Origin of the sequence: Streptomyces sp. NPDC093544 (genome assembly GCF_040683495.1) — a bacterium.
In the GTDB taxonomy this organism is placed as follows: domain Bacteria; phylum Actinomycetota; class Actinomycetes; order Streptomycetales; family Streptomycetaceae; genus Streptomyces.
This window is the reverse complement of record NZ_JBFBEA010000035.1, coordinates 35,312-51,801: the sequence shown is the minus strand read 5'-3', so window position 1 is coordinate 51,801 and position 16,490 is coordinate 35,312. Positions and strand designations below refer to the sequence as shown.

18 protein-coding genes and 4 pseudogenes are annotated in these 16,490 nt (G+C 67.8%); 14 read left to right on the top strand and 8 right to left on the bottom strand.

Annotated elements, in window-relative coordinates; all coding sequences use genetic code 11:
- Nucleotides 1-22: 22 nt before the first annotated feature.
- The 5 genes and pseudogenes from AB0N66_RS37360 to AB0N66_RS37340 all read left to right on the top strand — a co-directional run bounded on the left by AB0N66_RS37360 (nt 23) and on the right by AB0N66_RS37340 (nt 3,362).
- Nucleotides 23-592, top strand: a complete 570-nt coding sequence (locus AB0N66_RS37360; protein WP_365443541.1) for an NUDIX hydrolase — start codon at nt 23-25, stop codon at nt 590-592.
- A 200-nt stretch (nt 593-792) separates the two neighbouring features.
- On the top strand, nt 793-1,455 hold the full coding sequence (locus tag AB0N66_RS37355; protein WP_365443538.1) for a haloacid dehalogenase-like hydrolase: 663 nt from the start codon (nt 793-795) through the stop codon (nt 1,453-1,455).
- 331 nt (nt 1,456-1,786) lie between these two features.
- Nucleotides 1,787-2,227, top strand: a complete 441-nt coding sequence (locus tag AB0N66_RS37350; RefSeq protein WP_365443535.1) for a hypothetical protein — start codon at nt 1,787-1,789, stop codon at nt 2,225-2,227.
- A 28-nt stretch (nt 2,228-2,255) separates the two neighbouring features.
- A pseudogene (locus AB0N66_RS37345) lies at nt 2,256-2,660 on the top strand (transposase); the annotation flags it as partial.
- A 36-nt stretch (nt 2,661-2,696) separates the two neighbouring features.
- A complete protein-coding gene (locus tag AB0N66_RS37340; RefSeq protein ID WP_365443532.1) occupies nt 2,697-3,362 on the top strand; it encodes a class I SAM-dependent methyltransferase in 666 nt (221 codons plus the stop codon).
- A gap of 681 nt (nt 3,363-4,043) precedes the next feature.
- Here the strand turns inward: AB0N66_RS37340 and AB0N66_RS37335 are convergent.
- Nucleotides 4,044-4,262, bottom strand: coding sequence for a DUF397 domain-containing protein (locus AB0N66_RS37335; RefSeq protein WP_365443529.1), 219 nt, complete (start codon nt 4,260-4,262; stop codon nt 4,044-4,046).
- Nucleotides 4,246-4,748: pseudogene (locus AB0N66_RS37330) on the bottom strand (DUF5753 domain-containing protein). The gene AB0N66_RS37335 and the pseudogene AB0N66_RS37330 overlap by 17 nt, the downstream one beginning before the upstream one ends.
- Before the next feature lie 455 nt (nt 4,749-5,203).
- Here AB0N66_RS37330 and AB0N66_RS37325 point away from each other — a divergent pair.
- On the top strand, nt 5,204-5,380 hold the full coding sequence (locus tag AB0N66_RS37325; protein ID WP_365443526.1) for a hypothetical protein: 177 nt from the start codon (nt 5,204-5,206) through the stop codon (nt 5,378-5,380).
- 595 nt (nt 5,381-5,975) lie between these two features.
- Here AB0N66_RS37325 and AB0N66_RS37320 read toward each other — a convergent pair.
- Nucleotides 5,976-6,584: a TetR/AcrR family transcriptional regulator gene (locus AB0N66_RS37320; protein ID WP_365443523.1), complete on the bottom strand. Its 609-nt coding sequence runs from the start codon at nt 6,582-6,584 to the stop codon at nt 5,976-5,978.
- A gap of 57 nt (nt 6,585-6,641) precedes the next feature.
- Here AB0N66_RS37320 and AB0N66_RS37315 point away from each other — a divergent pair, with 57 nt between their 5' ends.
- The 7 genes and pseudogenes from AB0N66_RS37315 to AB0N66_RS37285 all read left to right on the top strand — a co-directional run bounded on the left by AB0N66_RS37315 (nt 6,642) and on the right by AB0N66_RS37285 (nt 10,981).
- On the top strand, nt 6,642-7,541 hold the full coding sequence (locus AB0N66_RS37315) for an alpha/beta hydrolase (RefSeq protein WP_365443520.1): 900 nt from the start codon (nt 6,642-6,644) through the stop codon (nt 7,539-7,541).
- A 48-nt stretch (nt 7,542-7,589) separates the two neighbouring features.
- Nucleotides 7,590-7,745 (top strand): annotated as a pseudogene (locus AB0N66_RS37310) (IS5/IS1182 family transposase); the annotation flags it as partial.
- A gap of 85 nt (nt 7,746-7,830) precedes the next feature.
- Nucleotides 7,831-8,382 (top strand): methyltransferase domain-containing protein, encoded by a 552-nt coding sequence (locus tag AB0N66_RS37305; protein ID WP_365443517.1) that lies wholly within the window; start codon nt 7,831-7,833, stop codon nt 8,380-8,382.
- Between the two features lie 52 nt (nt 8,383-8,434).
- Nucleotides 8,435-9,607 (top strand): serine hydrolase domain-containing protein, encoded by a 1,173-nt coding sequence (locus AB0N66_RS37300; RefSeq protein WP_365443514.1) that lies wholly within the window; start codon nt 8,435-8,437, stop codon nt 9,605-9,607.
- Between the two features lie 387 nt (nt 9,608-9,994).
- Entirely contained in the window at nt 9,995-10,252 is a 258-nt protein-coding gene (locus AB0N66_RS37295; RefSeq protein ID WP_365443511.1) for a hypothetical protein, read from the top strand.
- Nucleotides 10,249-10,626 (top strand): PIN domain-containing protein, encoded by a 378-nt coding sequence (locus tag AB0N66_RS37290; RefSeq protein ID WP_365443509.1) that lies wholly within the window; start codon nt 10,249-10,251, stop codon nt 10,624-10,626. The genes AB0N66_RS37295 and AB0N66_RS37290 overlap by 4 nt, the downstream gene beginning before the upstream one ends.
- A 163-nt stretch (nt 10,627-10,789) precedes the next feature.
- Nucleotides 10,790-10,981: a hypothetical protein gene (locus AB0N66_RS37285; RefSeq protein ID WP_365443619.1), complete on the top strand. Its 192-nt coding sequence runs from the start codon at nt 10,790-10,792 to the stop codon at nt 10,979-10,981.
- Nucleotides 10,982-11,109: 128 nt separating this feature from the next.
- On the opposite strand, the gene AB0N66_RS37280 is transcribed toward AB0N66_RS37285, so the two are convergent.
- Complete coding sequence (locus tag AB0N66_RS37280; RefSeq protein ID WP_365443506.1) at nt 11,110-11,367, bottom strand: hypothetical protein; 258 nt, start codon at nt 11,365-11,367, stop codon at nt 11,110-11,112.
- 178 nt (nt 11,368-11,545) lie between these two features.
- Between AB0N66_RS37280 and AB0N66_RS37275 the strand changes: the two genes are divergently transcribed.
- A complete protein-coding gene (locus tag AB0N66_RS37275) occupies nt 11,546-11,794 on the top strand; it encodes a hypothetical protein (RefSeq protein WP_365443613.1) in 249 nt (82 codons plus the stop codon).
- 438 nt (nt 11,795-12,232) lie between these two features.
- Here AB0N66_RS37275 and AB0N66_RS37270 read toward each other — a convergent pair.
- The 4 genes and pseudogenes from AB0N66_RS37270 to AB0N66_RS37255 form a co-directional block, all read right to left on the bottom strand.
- Nucleotides 12,233-12,808: pseudogene (locus tag AB0N66_RS37270) on the bottom strand (replication-relaxation family protein); the annotation flags it as partial.
- 392 nt (nt 12,809-13,200) lie between these two features.
- Nucleotides 13,201-13,326: an ATP-dependent DNA ligase gene (locus AB0N66_RS37265; protein WP_365443503.1), complete on the bottom strand. Its 126-nt coding sequence runs from the start codon at nt 13,324-13,326 to the stop codon at nt 13,201-13,203.
- 274 nt (nt 13,327-13,600) lie between these two features.
- Entirely contained in the window at nt 13,601-15,202 is a 1,602-nt protein-coding gene (locus AB0N66_RS37260; protein ID WP_365443500.1) for a hypothetical protein, read from the bottom strand.
- A 25-nt stretch (nt 15,203-15,227) separates the two neighbouring features.
- The gene (locus AB0N66_RS37255) at nt 15,228-16,313 is read right to left on the bottom strand and encodes a hypothetical protein (RefSeq protein ID WP_365443497.1); all 1,086 of its coding nucleotides are present in this window, start codon (nt 16,311-16,313) and stop codon (nt 15,228-15,230) included.
- Nucleotides 16,314-16,490 lie beyond the last annotated feature (177 nt).

Sequence of the window (16,490 nt, the reverse complement as noted above, 5' to 3'; positions counted from 1 at the left end):
GAGTCTCGGCTAACGTCACGGCATGATCTCCGACGCATCGTTACCCGAGCATGAGCTCACAGCCGCCAGCTCGACCGTGGTCTACCAGAACCGCTGGATGACCGTTCGCGAGGACAGGACGGTGCGCCACGACGGCGCAGAGGGCTTGTACGGCGTGGTACACAAACCGGACTTTTCGTTGATCATTCCGCATGAGGACGGGGGCTTCCACCTCGTTGAGCAGTACCGGTATCCGGTGAAAGCCCGCTATTGGGAGTTCCCTCAGGGCACCTGGGAAGACAGACCGGACGCAGACCCGCTGGACTTGGCGCGCGGTGAACTTGCGGAGGAGACGGGCCTGGCCGCTCGAACGATGACGCCCCTGGGGCACCTCTTCGAGGCCTACGGATACTGTGACCAGGGGTTTCACGTCGTTCTTGCCACGGATCTCACCCGTGGCGAGCCTCACCTGGACGACGAAGAAGCCGGCTTGATCAGCCGCTGGTTTTCTGAGGCGGAGGTGTGGCAGCTGATCGCCGAAGGCCGATTCAAGGACGCTCCGTCAGTAGCGGCCCTGGCACTGTTCCAGCACTACCGCAAGGACAGCGGCTGAGACCGAGCGGCAGCAAACAGCACCTCGAGCGGTGTGCCGCCGGATCGCCGCGCGGTCAGCGCCATGACCCCACCAGGCGGACAGCGAACGCGCGATCTTGATCTCTCGTGATGGCTGGGTGGCGACGTTAGGGCGTGTATCGGAAGTGCGCGGGGACGCCCGCGATCCGTCGTCTCGCGTGCTGGTGACATCCTTGGCCGGTGTTCTCATCCGATCATGTGGGCGCTGTGTTCTTCGATGTCGACGGCACCCTCGTCCCAGGTACGAGTTCGTCGGTTTTCCTGGCTGGCTTCCTTGGCCATCGAGACGAGTTGGCCAAGGCCGAGGACGCCTACGCCTCCGGCGCCCTGGACAATCGGCAAGTTTCCGAGCTGGATGCCGCAGGTTGGACGGGCATGCCCGAAGGACAAGTCTCTGGCTGGCTCGACGGGCTTCCCTTGGTCTCGGGCATCACGGAGACCGTGGCCTGGTGCTGGCGGAACAAATTGGTACCCGTGCTGGCAACCCTCGCCTGGTCGCCGGTCGGCAGCTACCTGACCGACCGATTCGGCTTCCACGCGTTCAGCGGACCTCGGCTGGAGACCACGGACGGCCGGTTCACGGGCCGGGTCGCCCGCCACTTCGATGAGTACGGCAAACGAGATTTCGCCCTCGCCCAGGCGCGAGAGTTGGGGTTGGCTCTCCGCTCGTGCGGAGCCGTTGGGGACAGCCGCTCCGATCTGCCACTGTTCGCATCCGTGGGGTTGAGCGTGGCATTCAACGCCTCGGCAGGAGCGCGGGCGGCGGCGACCGCCACGGTGGACGACAGCGACCTGCGAGGCGTGCTTCCCGTATTGAGTCGCTTGGTCACAGCCACTCGTTGATGGCCGCAATGAAGACAGTCGCCTCGTAGCGCCCGTGGGGTCTGCCGGCTGCAGTCGTTTCCAGACCGGTGCATCTGAGCGGTGAAGCCGACCTCGCCCCTGGACCCGGACTCCGCCGCCCGCCCTGCTGCGCCGCCACGCTCACGGTGAAGGCCCGCCGGGCCCGTGCGGCCGGGCCGTCGGTCCGGTGGTGTCCTGGCCTGGGTGCCACCGTCGTGGAGCGGGCAGCCGAGAGATCAGGGCGTGGTGCCGGTGCCGGGTGCTGGCAGGCTGCCCCGTTCCTCGAGCACCTGGTGTGCGGGGTGGTGGCCGGGCAGGCTAGTTTGCTCGGGTGAGTCTCCTTGATGATGTGGCCGAGCGTGACGGCTGGCGCTGCTGGGTGTGTGACGAATCGGTCGACCCCGACGAATCGGTGAACGACCCGCGGGGGCCCAGCGTCGACGGCCGGACCGCCGACCGCAAGGCCAAGGTCGCCGAGCGGCTCGCGCACCGTGGGTGCAACACCCGTAAGGGCGCGGTCAAGGTGGTCATCGCCTGGCCGGACCGCCTGTACGTGGTCGAACCCGCGCCGCTGATCACCGTTGCCGGGAGGCTGGAGCGCAAGGGGGGCCGCGAGATGGTGGGCCGTTGTCCGACCAGGCGGGACGCCCAAGAGACGGCGGATTGGCTGGTGGACCGGTTCTCCCGACTGGTACCGGGGCTGCCGGTGACCGCCGACATCGAGGCGGGCGGCGGCCAGTTCCTCGTCATCCTGGCCACCGGCCGCCGCTGATCGCCTGCGGGGGCGGCCCGAAATCTCCAGCGCGCTGCAGGACATCTACAACGCCGAGGACCGCGAGCACGCGGTCAAGGCCGTCGCCGCATTCGAGAAGACCTACCGCGCGAAGTGGCCCAAGGCCGTCAAGAAGAACACCGACGACGTCGACGAACTGCTGGCGTTCTACGACTTCCCGGCCGAGCACCGGGTTCACCTACGCACGACGAATCCCATCGAATCGACCCTCGCGACAGTACGGCTGAGGACCAAGGTCACCAAGGGCGCCGGCAGCGCGGCCGCCGCGCTTGCCATGGTCTTCAAGCTCGTCGAATCCGCCCAGGCGCGCTGGAGGGCGGTCAACGCGCCCCACCTCGTGGCCCTCGTCCGCGCCGGAGCCCGCTTCGAACGCGGACACCTCGCCGAACGCCCCGAGACCGTGGAAGCGTGACCACTTTCCCCGAAACGCCCATGGGAGGCATCCGCCGTGTCCGACCTCGACAGCCAGACCGCCTACTGGGACGCCGCCGCGACGACGAAGCGATTCACGCACCCGCTGCGCACACCGTGGCTGGACAACGTCGAACGAAACGCCGCGATCCTCGACTACGGCTGCGGCCGAACCCTGGACGCGCTGGAACAGCAGGGCTTTGACAACCTCTCCGGCGTCGACACCTCACCGGGGATGATCGCCCGGGCCCGCAGCATGCATCCCGCGATGCGCTTCGCGGTGCTGGACACGCCGCCGACTGTGGCCTGCCCGGACGCGAGCATCGACGTGGTCGTGCTCTTCGCGGTGCTGACCTGCATCCCAAGCGACGGCGCACAGCGGCTGCTGATGGGCGAGCTGCACCGCGTGCTCAAGCCCGGCGCGCTGCTCTACCTCAGCGATCTGCTGCTACAAGACGACCAGCGCAACCGCGACCGCTACGCGAGGTTCGCCGAGCCCTACGGCAATTACGGGGTGTTCGAGACCGGCGACGGCGCAGTATGCCGCCACCATCCGAGCGGCTGGTTCACCTCCCTGCTCGCCGGTTTCGAGACCATCGACACCCGACGAACCACCGTGACCACCATGAACGGCAACACATCGGCGGGCCTTCAGATCCTGGCCCGCAAGCCGGCCCCACGTCACCAGACCCCTACCCACTGACGCTGCGGCCGGACAACACACCCACAGGTACTGACAATTACTCCCATCCCCCCGGGGACATCAAGGAAATGGTCCGCCTCGAGTGGCTCGTCTCTCACGGCGAAGCCCGGGGAAGGTACTACACAGCGGGACCCCGCATTGATGTGGTGCGGCAGCAGGCCGGGCAGACGACCACGCCTTACACAGAGCCGTACCGACGGCGCAAGACATGAGCCGCCCGGGTCAGCTCGCGGTAGGCGGCTCGGCAAGCTCTTTCGCCCGGTCAGCTCACCAACTCACTCCAGCCTCGTACCGCGCGGGCGCCGGTGAGAGTTCGTCCTTCTGACCGTCTCCGATGACGGTAGAACCTGGCACCACGCTGGTCCGTGACCGTTCCGGTCAGGTACTGACGTTGCTAACCCTTCTTGGCAACCCCTCGGTACTGGCGAGATGAAACGCGCAGGTCAACCGGGCTGTGGAACTGCTAACCCGTCTTGGTTGCCCCTCGGCACGGGTGGCAATCTCAAGGGAAGGGCGCACGGGGCACCCGCGTTTTGGTGCGTGGTCGCCGGCCCGTGCGCCCTCATGACAGGGGCGCGGCTGTCTGTCGAGGGCGGATCACTGGGTGGGGCTTCGCCCTGCCCGAACAACAGGAAGCCCCGACTTTCCTGCCTCTCAGGAAAGTCGGGGCTGCGGGGCGGGTTACGCGTCGGCGGCGCTGCGGGCGAACGCCACGAGACCGGCGAAGCCTTCGGGCGAGAGTATGAGCGTCGGCCCGGCGGGGGTCTTGCTGTCCCGCACCGGAACGACACCGTGGGCTATCGCGTAAGCGGGTGACCACTCGACGCACTGCCCTTCGTTGCCGCCGCTGTACGAAGACTTGACCCACTCGGCACGGGACAGGTCATGGGTGTTGCTCATCGGGTAGTTCCTCCATCAACGAACGAATGCGGGCGAGCGAGGCATCCGGTGAGAGGGCGTCGGCGCGAAGTCGATCGTAGGTCACCCTGTTCTCTGTGACCGCAGAAGCGGAGTCGACCACCTGGCCAGAGACCGGAGTCTCTACGTAGAGAACGGTTGCTTCGTCCTTGAATCCAGGAGAGTGAAGGCGAGATGCGTAGACGGGGCACCTGAGGTGTAGGGGAGCACCTGAAGCGTGATGTGTGGTGGCTCCGCGTCCTTGAGCAAGCTGCCCAGTTGCTCACGCATCGTCGCGGGCCCGCCTACCACTCGCTGTAGACAGGACTCGTCCAATACGCACCACAGAAGCGGGGGTTCGTCCCGATCCAAGGCTTCCCGCCGGTTGAGTCGCCGTGCCACCTTGTCGTTGATCGCCTCCACGCCGTCCCGTGGGCCCGAAGACCGGAAGACGGCCTTTGCGTACGTCTCCGTCTGTAGCGCACCCATGATCAGTCCGGGGCTGTAGTCAAGGATGACTGTGGCTCGTTGCTCGTACTGGATGTACGGCACGAACCGAGACGGGTAGCCCTGTTGGCTGATCCTGACCAGCAACCGCGCGAAGTATCCGCTGGTGTTGAAGAAGCGGTCGCATCCTGCTGCGAACTCTGGCGACGGCAGCGCCTTGCCGTTGTTCACCTTCGACACGTACGGGGCCTTGTAGCCGGTGAAGTCGGCCAACTCCTGCTGCGCGGCTCCCTTGTGCTCTAACGCTGCCTCCAGCTCTCGCCCGAACCACTCAAGGCCGTTCGCAGGCTCCGACTCGCTCACTTGTTCAACTCACCTGACTTTCCAAGCCTGTTGGAAACCCCTTGGCACTGTCGAGCCTCCGCGTCAGCGGCCATCGTGGAACCAGGAAGTCACGGAGCGAGCACACAGAGACGCGAAGGGTATGGCAACCGACCATGACCAGCACCACCACGACCAACAGCACGCCGGACGACGTGGCGCAGCTGGTCATGCAGCGCAGAGAGTTCGGGGACTGGGCGTTACTCGGCTGGCGCCCGCGCGGTGGCTTCGCCGATCCTCACGCCGTCGACCTTCGGGCCGTTCACGCCGGACTCAAGCGGCTGATCTCGTGAGGCCGCCCCCCGTCGGAGCCACGGCCCGAGACGCGAGCACAGGCAAGGTCGGCAAGGTCATTGACACGTGGGCCCGTACGTCCAGCTTCGCCCCCTCGAAGGTGGCAAGGAGTGGGACGTCTCGCCGGAACGCGTCGAGTTGGTGACGCTCTCAGAGGCACTGTCCGGCGCCATCGCCAATCTGAACGACCGTAGCCAGAGGGGGTTTTGATGAGCCGTGCCGTATTCCGATACGAGTTGTTCATGACTCGCCAGGATCCCACCGTTGAGCCCGAATATTCCGCGAACTGCGTAGCGGGCGAAGAAGAATCCTGCGGAGCCGACTCCGGCATTCACTCCGAAGCCAACGACGTTGACGATTGGATGAGAAGCCACATGTAAGAAACCGGGCACCGGAACTTCCGGCGTCGCTTCCATGACTTCGCGGAGCTGAGTCCCGCGAGCGGGCTTCCGGTTGAACTCGAACCGGCGCGTGCTGTGAGGGTGACGGTATGAGCCGATTACTGGCCCCCATCGCCCGGTTCACCGGTGTACTGATGATCGTCATGATCAGCAGCGCATGCGGATTCGTGGTCGGCGACGGAGTCGTTCCCGCCTATCGCGGCGCCGAGGGTTCGGCCGGCCGGTTCGGCACAGCCTTGGCATTCTTTGCGGCGGCTGCCGCGACGGTTGCCAGGTCTTCGCCCGAGAAACCGGCGCGGCTCAGCACTGCCAGAGATTTGTTCGTCGCCAGCGTGCACAACGCCAGCTCTGCCGCCTCCTGCTCACCGGCCCCCGCCGCCAGCAACGCCTGCTCCAGCATCGCCCGCAAACCGTCGATCATGGCGCGGACCATCGCCCGGCCCTCCGCGTCAAGCGCCGGGAACTGCGTTGCCGACACCGTGAGCAGGCAGCCATCCGGGACCGTCGGGTCGGCGATACGGTTCAGGGCGACCTGCAGGTAGGCGGCCACCACGGCGCTCGGGCTCGGGTGGGGGCCGGACAGTGCCTGCTCGTACAGCGGGTGGTAGGTCTGCGCGTACCGTTGGAGGCTTTTGCGGAAGAGGGCGCTCTTGTCGCCGAAGGTGCCGTAGAGCGAGCCCCGGCCCAGGCCCGTGCCCTCGGTCAGGCGATCGATCGAGGCCTCCGAATAACCCCAGCGCCAGAAGACGTGCATCGCACGTCGTAGCGCCTCGTCCACGTCGAATTGCTTGCGGCCTGCCATGGTCCGTCAGCCTACACATCTTGTACCGATCGTTCAAAGATGGGTAGGGTCGCCAGCATGACAAGCTTGAGTTCGCTGCGGCTGCCTGACGGATTCCTTGACGTCTTCACCAGCCGGCTCGTGGAGGTGAACGGACTGCGGCTGCACGCGGTCACCGGTGGGGACGGCCCGGCGCTGCTGCTGATCGGCGGGTGGCCCCAGACCTGGTACGCCTGGCGGGAGGTGATGCCCGCGCTCGCCCGCCGGCATACCGTCGTCGCCGTCGACTCGCGCGGGGCCGGGCTCTCCGACAAGCCCGACGACGGCTACGACGCCGGCACGCTCGCCGCCGATCTGGTCGCGTTGATGACCGCGCTCGGGCACGACCGGTTCGACGTGGTCGGCCACGACATCGGCACGTGGACCGGATACGCCCTCGCCGCCGATCACCCCGAGCGGGTGGGCCGGCTCGCCATCCTCGAAGCAGTGATCCCCGGCCTCACGCCGTCCCCGCCGTTCTTCGGCCCGGCCGCGGCCAACCTGAAGCTCTGGCAGTTCGGCTTCAACCGGCTCACCGACCTCAACGAGGAACTGGTCCGGGGACGGGAACGGCTCTTCTTCGGCTGGCAGTTCGCCACCAAGGCCGCCACGCAGACCGCGATCCCCGCGTACGCCGTCGACGTCTACGTCGACGCGATCACTGCGGATCCTCGCGCACTGCGGGCGAGCTTCGCGTACTACCGGGCGCTGGACGAGACGATCGCGCAGAACGAGCAGCGCAGCAAGACCCGGCTGACGCTGCCGGTGCTCGCCCTAGGCGGCGCGCTGTGGAGCGGCGCGAATGCCGCCCAGACGATGCGGCTGGCGGCCGACGACGTCACGGGGGTCGTCCTTGACGACTGCGGCCACTACCCGGCCGAGGAGCAGCCGGCGCGGTTTGTCGAGATCCTGGAGAACTTCCTCGTGGCCAACCGGTAGCAGGCACGCCGCACGGCTGAACTTTGCGAACGACAGGCGGAGCTTCACAAACTCCGCCACGTCGTCGAGCAGGCCCTCGCCCTCCTCCACCAGTTCAAACGCCTCGCCATCCGATGGGAACGACGCCTCGGACTCCACGACGGCTTCGTCTCCCTGGCGTGCAGCCTCATCTGCCGGCGACGCCTCAAGAAGGCCCACCCGTGATCCTGTTACGAGCTCTCAGGACGGGGAAAGCGATCCCGACGCGTGGCGGAAAGCCGCGTACGCGAACCGGTCACTGATCACCCGTGTGGGCACACTGCACGCCGATCACGCCATGCCCGGTGACCAGGCCGAGGGACTGCCCACGTCGTCCGCCACCCTGCCGAGTCTCGTCGTCCGGATGCTGCGGCACGGACGCCTCGGTGACGGGCTGGACACACTCGACCTCGGCACCGGGGCAGGCGGCCTTACCGCGTACGCGGCGCACCGGCTCGGGGACCAGCGCGTGACAAGCCTCGACGTCGACCCCTATCTGACGAGCGCGGCATCCGGACGGCTCGGACGGCTCGGGCTGCATCCGAAGTTCGTCACCGCGGACGCGACCAGGGACATCCCCGGGACCTATGACCGGATCGTCTCCACGGTCGCGCTGGCTCCTGGCCCTGGTCTCTGTCCGGTGCTCGGGGCTCTGCGGGTGGGTGGACGGCTCGTCACGATCCTTGCCCGGACGATGCTGATCGTCACCGGCTGGAAGGACACGAACGGGGAAGTGGTCGGACAGATCGAACGGGACTGGGCCGGGGCATCGCCCGCGTACCGCTCTCGGCTGGTTGGAGCAGAGCCGCGCGCAGGTTCCTGACCGACGGGTGAAGCTGGACGTCCCACTGCGCTCATGCTTCAGGAGTCCTTCCGTGCTAGTGCCCAGTTCCCCGCAGGTCCGCCTACCTCTTGTCGCGCTGCTGGTCGCTGCCTGCATCTCCGGGCTGGTGCATGCCTCGGCCCAAGCCGCGGATGTCCCCGCCGACGACGACCGCGCACTGCGACGGCAGTTGCAGGAACTGACCACCGCGCCCGGCGGACCGCCCGGAGCGATTGCCGTCCTCAAACGCGGGTCGGGCACCGAGGTGTACCGGGCCGGCGTTGCCGAGACCGGCACCGACCGCCCGATCGAGGTCACCGACCACATGCGCATCGCCAGTACGGCCAAGGCGTACAGCGGCGCGGTCTCCCTCCAGCTCGTCGACCGCGGGAAGCTACGTCTGAACGACACCATCGGCAAGGTGCTTCCCCGGCTGCCTCGTGCATGGCATCGGGTGACGCTGCGGCAGCTCCTGAACCACACCAGCGGACTGCCGGACTTCAGCGCGGACCCGGAGTTCCTGGCCCTGGTGACCGAGAATCCGCGCCGCCGTTTCGACTCGCGCCGACTGCTGGACTTCGTGGCCGACAAGCCGTTGGTGTTCCGTCCGGGGTCCCGGTACACCTACTCCAACTCCGACAACATCGCTGTGGCACTGATGGCGGAGGCGGTGACAGGCCGGCGCTACGAAGATCTGCTCGCCCAGCTCGTGTATCGCCCGTTGGATCTGCGCAGCACCAGCCTGCCCCAGGGCTACCGGATGCCCGAGCCGTACATGCACGGCTACGACGTCACTCCGCCGGACCCGCCCGAGGACATCAGCGAGGTACTGAGTGCGTCGGGCGTGTGGGCATCGGGCGGAATCATCTCGACGCCGAAGGACATGACGGCCTTCATCCGCGGCTACGCCGGCGGAAAGCTGATCTCCGACCGGACACGCCATCAGCAACTGAACTGGGTGAACGGCGCATCCGAACCCGCGGGTCCCGGCACGAACAACGCCGGTCTGGCTATCTTCCAGTACTCCACCCGCTGCGGCGTGGTGTACGGCCACACGGGCAACTTCCCCGGCTACACGCAGCTGGTCGCAGCCACCCCGGACGGCAAGCGGTCGCTGGCCCTCTCCCTCACCACCCAGATCAACAAGACGAACAAACCGGAACTGCTGGAGCGGCTGCGGAGGGTGGAGGAGAACTTCGTCTGCGCGCTGTTGCGTAAGCAGTAAGCAGTAAGCAGTAAGCAGTAAGCAGTAAGCAGGACGCGGGCGGAACTGCCGGGCTCGGCTATGCGCCGTTGGACTGTCCTCGAACTTCAGGCGGCGCGCGTTCATGTGACAACCAGCGAGAGATCACCGGGCGTCGTACGTCTGGGCCAGGCACAATGCACCGCGTGGATGCAGGACTTGCCGGCCTCATCGGTACCCTTGGGGGCGGAGCCGCGGAGGCATGGGGTGCCGCCTTGATTGCCCTGCACGGCGCGCGGTACCAAGCTGATCGAAGACCCACTGACACGCCCTCTTCAACCACGCCGGCACCGGTCCTGCCCCACACGTTCAGCCCGCCGTCCGCAGATCTCCACGTCACCGGCGCTCTACCGCTGGTAGAGCGACGTTATGGGAGAGCAGGACACCAGCATCAAGACCACCAGGCAGGTACGCGACCGCCTGCGGACACTGGCCGGTGAGCGCAATACCACCATGAACGACCTCCTGGCCGAACTCGTCTCACGCGAGCTGACCGAGGCCGAGAAGCAACAGCGTGTCCAGCAAGCCATGGAGGAAGTGCGGCACGCCACCGGCGTCACCGTGTCCGACGACGCCCGCGCCCGAGCCCTCCTGCAGCGCCTCGGACAGGAGCACCACGCCGCGTGATGCGCGTTCTGCTCGACCACACCTGCATCCGAGCCCTCGCCGAAGGCGACGAATTCCTCAACGGCCTCTACGTGGAGGCCAGTTACGGTCACGCGGAGATCGTTATCCCCGCCCTGTCCGCCACCGTCGCCGACCGCGACAAACCCGGAGCCGGGGCAGACATCCTCGGACGCCGCTTCACCACGATCGCCGACTTCACCCACGCCCACGCCCTGGTCGCCGGAAGCTGGCGGCAGGCCGACTGGCGGATCCTGCACCCCGCAGCCGCCATCATCGTGGCCCGCCAGACCGGTGACGACGCCGCCCTGCTGTCCCTGAACGCCGACTTGTATGCCGGGACCGGCGTCAGCCCCCTGAACCCCATGAGCCCCTGACACACGGCACAACCCCGGCATACGCAACGCAACAGCCCAACTCCTGCCACCTCAAGTGCTGCGTCGGCTGCACGACCCCCGGCACACCCACAGGGACGAGGGCATCGCAACGACAACCGCAGCTCCTCCACCTGCACACAAGCCACTCCCCAGCGACGACGAGATGCCCACCGCGACAGCGACCACACCGCAGCGCCGCAGGGCTCATGCCGGCGCCCCTGCCGTTGCCGAGCAGCTCAGCCTCGATCCCGGCCGCGAAGCCCGGCTGGTCATGGAGAAGGCAGCCGACCGGGTCCGCGCCAAGTTCGGGCCCGAGGTGATCGGCCCGGCCGGCGCGGCCCTGCGCGCCTCCTGACCGTCATGGTCGGGGCGACCAGGAGGCCGACCACGGGTGCGGCCGCACCGCGCTCAGCCCCGACCACAGCTGGTTGTCCCGTGCCGTCCAAGGCCGGGCGTGTGTCATTGAATCTTGAGGGCACACCCTCAGCTGCCAGGCGAGGAGTGTCGGGCGACGTTGTAGATCGTCTGGGAGGCGGGTGCCGGGTGCGGGGCGTTGTGCCAGCCGATCTCCTCGGCGCGCTTCTCGATCGCCCCTCGTGCAGCTTGAGCTGCGGCTTCGTCCTCAAAGAAGGCAATAGACAGTCCGTTGCCAGTTGCAGGATCGATCAGGTGATACGCACCGTGGACGCCGGGCACGGTAGCGGCGGCCTCCAGCACCCAGTCACGGTCATCGGTCGGCATCGGCTCCCAAACGGCCACTCTCGCGATCATCGCTGTCTCCCTTGTCCGCTTGCTGAGCCTTCAGGATGAAGCAGCCTTCGGCGACAGCGCTCAGCTTTCGATGACACCGAACACTGGTCAGCGCATCCGGAAGCGTGTCAGCGTGACAGAAGATTCGAACAAGCGATCTAATTAAGAGATGGACTCCACCGACCTCCCCGACGACCTGGTCCAGACGCAGCACGCCTGGAACGCCGCCTACGACGCACTCGCCACGACCCACCCCCGTGACACCACGGACCTGCGCCGCCGCCTGCTGCACCTGTCCGTACGCCTGTGGTGGCACCCCTACTGGAAGACCGCCCCCTCGGCACCTGCGGCGCGCACCGAGCTGCGGCAACTGGCCCGCACCCGAGGCCTGGCCGGGGGAGTTCGGATGCGCGGCTGACCACGGCGACAACGGGTAGATACGCGCGGGCCTGGTGGCCGACCACTTCGCCGCGAGGGTCTCCGGAGCGAAGCGAAGTGCAGACCGGGTCCGGACGCCGGCGGCCGCACGCCACGTCTGCCGGCGTCCGGACCCGGTCCAGTGGACTCGCTGGTCGGGATCGCGTACGGGGCGCCGCACAGGGGCGGAGGGGCCGTGGTGGACCAGGTCGCCCAGCGACGCCGCGAAGACGGGGACGTCGTACACGAAACCCGACGCCGCCAGCAGCCCGGCCCCCGCGCGCAGGGCCCTGATCCGGTTCTCGACACCGGTGGAGCCGGTGCCGTCCAGGACGAACAGGATGCGGGGGAAGAACGGATAGCGCCGCCGCCACTCCTCCTGCGCCGGTTCCTGGAAGGTCGGTCGGCGCCCCGGGGCGATGGGCACATATTGGTAGAGCCGTTCGTAGGCGGGCAGCTTGGCGGCGAGGCGTTCGGGTCCCATGGTGGCCCGGTCGACTTCCACGAACGCCCGCAGCATCGACCCGTCGTCGCCGTCGGCGGAGCCGCGCCGGTAGTACATGAGCGCGTCGGGAATGACGGCCTCGCCGCTCCCGGTCGGATGGTGGACCTCGGGGATCCAGTCCAGCGGCCCGCATAGGTCGCCGCGACGACGGGCGTCCTCGAGGAAGGCGAGCGCGGTCTCGGCCACCGTCAGCGTGTGGCCGACCTTCAGCCGTACGGCGATCGGATCGGACACGGTCCTGGAGGACCGACGCCCGCGCATCTCGGGCCACTCGCAGGCGAGTTGCACGCCGTACGCGGTGGGGAACCACACCCGGGTCCGTCCGGCCTGCGGCAGGGTGATCCGGTCGACCAGCCCCTCGACACGCAGCCGGGCCAGCCGCCGCCGGGTCTGCTCGATCCGCACCTCGGGGGCGATCACCCGGTGCATCTGCTCGGTGGTGGCCATCCGGTACTGCGTCAGCACCGCCAGCGCCAGCCGGTCCCCGCTGCCCGCGTCCACGCCGATCATCACGGATCTGCTCGCTTCCTGTCCGGTACGGCGCCGTCCTGGCGCCGCGCGTACCGGACAGCCCAGCAGCCGGCCCCGACCGGAACGTCGACCGCGAAGGCCCGACCACGGTCACGAAGCGACAACACCGCTGTGGACCGGGCCGGTATCCCCTCCGACAACCCGGCCGACAACCGCCCGGGCTCTCTGCCGCACCTTCCTGTGAACCCCGCAGGTCACCATGCCGGTCGGGCTGTGGTCGCGAGGCCGACATCCCCTCTACGCCCCCGGCCCACCCACCGCAGGAAGAACAAGGAAAGTGGGTGGTGGGACAGGGCCCGGCGGCGGGTGAGGGGATCGGGTGCCGGCGGTGCTCCTCGCGCGTCGGCCGGGGCCGCCGCGCTGCGCCGCCGTCACTGCGGCGACGTCAGGTGGGGGATATCGGCGGGGGAGAGGTCGGGGCGGGCGCGGTGCAGACGTGCGGGGTAGCGCCACCGGCTGGAGGCGTCGCGGGCGACGTCGACGCTGACTTCCACCACCAGCTCGGGCTGCACCAGCGTGACGTTCAGCGTCTCCCTGGTGCCCCACCCGGCGGAGAACGATCAAGCCCGTCCAGGGATGGCCGCGCCGGGCCGGAGCGAGTAGGCCGGCGAACGTGCTGCTGGCCGTCCGGGCGAGGTTGGTGGTGCGGCCGTTGGGGACGTCGGATTCCAGTCCGGTCAGTGTGGTCACGAGGGCGATGGCCGATGCCGCCGACCAGGCTTGTGGGCGGCAGGAGGCCGGGTAGGGGACGAGGCATTCCCTCTCTCCGAGTCAGGAGGCGAGGCAGGGGTGTCCCGCCCGCACGCGATGCCGGCCGTCGCGGGCCAGAATGTCCCCGAGCCCTCCAACCCGGGCGTCGAAGTGCATGATGTCGCCGCTCTCTTCCGCACCGAAGTCCACCGCCCCCCAGCACAGGCAGGCTTTATCTCGCAGTGCGACCACGAGGTCCGCGGAAAGGTTCAGGAAGCCGTCCGTCGGCTCCCACCTGCCGGACCTCAACTTCGCGTAGTCCGTTTTGATCAACCCCAGCCAGCGGGCCGCCGCCGCTTCAATGCCTGCTGTCTCGCCCGCCTGGCGTTCGGCGGGCTCGAACGCGGCAGCCCAGTCCTCTGCTGCCCAGCGCTGCGCCAGCGTGCGGCGTATCCCCTCGAGCCGGTCCCGCAAGGCCAGGTAGTCGAGCAGGTCGCTGTTGCGGCGTGCCAGCGACCCGTGGATCTGCGAGGTGGTGAGAGACGGATGGGTGCCGAGCCGGTCGAAGGATGCGGCCGCGGTACCGTCCAGGGGAGTACGGCCCAGCAGCGCGGCCGCGTTCTGCAGCGCGCAGGTGAACGGCGACCGCAGGCTTTTCTCTGAGACGTGCGGGTTCGTCTGCTTCCGGATGTCCAGCCCGAGCCCGAACGTGTGCATGCTGTTCGAATCGGGATCAACGCTCGTTCCGTCCGGACGGTGGCCCTTGTGGGTCGGATCGTGCTCACGGTCTGTCGGCGTGTCCAGATTGAAGGCCCGGCCGAGTTCCACCGGCGTCATCCCCTGGTACGCCGGCAGCCCGAGGAGCCAGCGCTCCGCGACGCGCAGCCTGCGGGCCAGCTCGACATGGATCCCCCGGTTGAAGGGTCGGCCGAGGAACGTCGGGTTGACGATGTGGTCGAACCAGCCCGTGTAGTCGCCGCCTGTCGTTTCGCGGATCAGCCGCGCGGCTTCCTCCGCCTGTTGTGCCGCGGCCTTCAGCCGAGCCAGCGCCCGTGAGTTGACGCGGTTGACCTTGCGCAGTCCGCGTCGGGTGATGAATCCGAGGCTGTCCAGGGTGCTCTCGCCAGCGAGCCCGTCGACCTGGTCGGGTTCGAGATAGCACTTGGCTTGGAACTGGTGTACCGCCTCCACGAACACTGCATCGACGGGTGGGGTGCCGAGTTCGACGGGATCGGTCGGGTGGTCCTTGTTGTAGAAGTGGATCGCCACGGCTACGACTGTGAGGTTGACGTACTGGGAGAGCTGACGGCGGATCTGCTCCGGGTCGACTCCCGAAACCGCGGGGTGCCACTGCTGGTTGTTTGTCCTCCTGGCTGCGCTCTGGGTTCTCGACAGCAGAGGGACAGGCATCGGCACGCGCTTGAGGAAGTTGAACGGCGGTACGGCGGCCCTCTCGTCAGCGACGGGGGACGGGTCTTCCGCCTCCCACAACTCGGCCTCGATGGCGAGAGGCGTCGGCAAGGTGACCGTCTGTGTCTCGGATTCGGCAGCCGTCTCCGGCTGCATAGCCGCAATCTGCGCGAACGGCGTTTCCGCAGCCAGGAACGACACGGCGGGCGGCACCGCCTCGGCCCGTCCGCCAGGCTCCGCCTCCAGGAACGGCGAGTACGGCTGTTCCGTCATGCGCGCCTCCCTTCCGGCCGGCGGTTCAGCCCGCCGTGACCTTGCCGGCCTTCATGTCACGACCTGAGATGAGGGACCAGTGCGTGATGATCGTGCGCATGTCGTCCTCCGGTCCGCCCGGGGCGGGCGTGTACAGCGCGGGCACCTGCGCGGGGGTGGAGACCGCGTCGCTCTCGATGAGGATCAGGATCCGGGAGACCGGGTCAGCGATGTCGAAGAAGCTTTTGGACAGTCCGTGCGCGGGCAGTCCCACCCGTTCGGCGATCTTGAACAGGCGTTGCTCGGGACTCATCGCCTCGGCGCGCAGCGTCAAGACGATGGGCGAGTCGTATTGCAGGGTGAGGTGGAACCAGGACATCGTCGAGACGAAGACGTACTCCTCCCGCGACAAGTTGCCGTAGAGCCTCCGGGCTAGCAGCATGTCGCGGAGCCTCGTCACCAGCATGGCGATCTTGCCGTTGTCCGTGGGATTGGGCCCCGTGGCGTTGCGTACGTTCACCGAGCCGATCCAGACCTCGCGCAGTAACTCTTCGAAGGTAGTGACGAACTCCCGGTTGGCCGCCTCCGCCTTCGGATACGGGTACGGGTGGTTGTCGTCCGTGCCGTGGTTGAGTTCCATCCCGAGCAGCCGCTGGTAGGTGCTGCGGCGCGTAGCGTCGAGGTCGGGACGGAGCCGACTGGTGACGGCGGAGATCGTGAACGGCGCGGGCTCACGGTAGAACAGTTCTTCGGTGTTGCGCAGCCAATGCTGACTGGCGGCGGTGCCGTTCGGTACGCCCAGCCGCTCACCCGAGGTGAACTCCTCGACGACCCGCCGGAATATGCGGAAGGCGCGGGTGTTCTCGATCATGTACGCGTAGATCAGGTGGTCCCACTGCACGGCTCTAGGCAGCCCGCGGATGAACGCCGCAAGCGGTCCGGCGGGCGCTCCGAGGCCGAAGGCCGACGTCAGCCCGGGAAGGGCACTACGGTGGCCCGGCCGGCCCGGCACACCGCCTGAGTTCAGCCGCCGGTCCCAGGCGAGTTCCAGCAGGAACGAGAGCTCGGCCGGGTGCAACTGGAAAAGTGCGTTCGCCCCGCCAGGGATGCTGCCCGCGAATCGCCTGAACATCGTCGCCGCCCCTACTCGGTGGCAGGAGCATGTGGGGCTGGCGATGGCGGGGCCGACGATCCGGCGCTCGGCGCTGGGCTCGCGGCCCCTGGCGCACTCCCCGGCAGCGTCCAGGTGCGGTCCGCGGGCAGAGCCTTCTCGTTCCTGGCGACTTGCAGGGCTTTCACCAGTTCCACG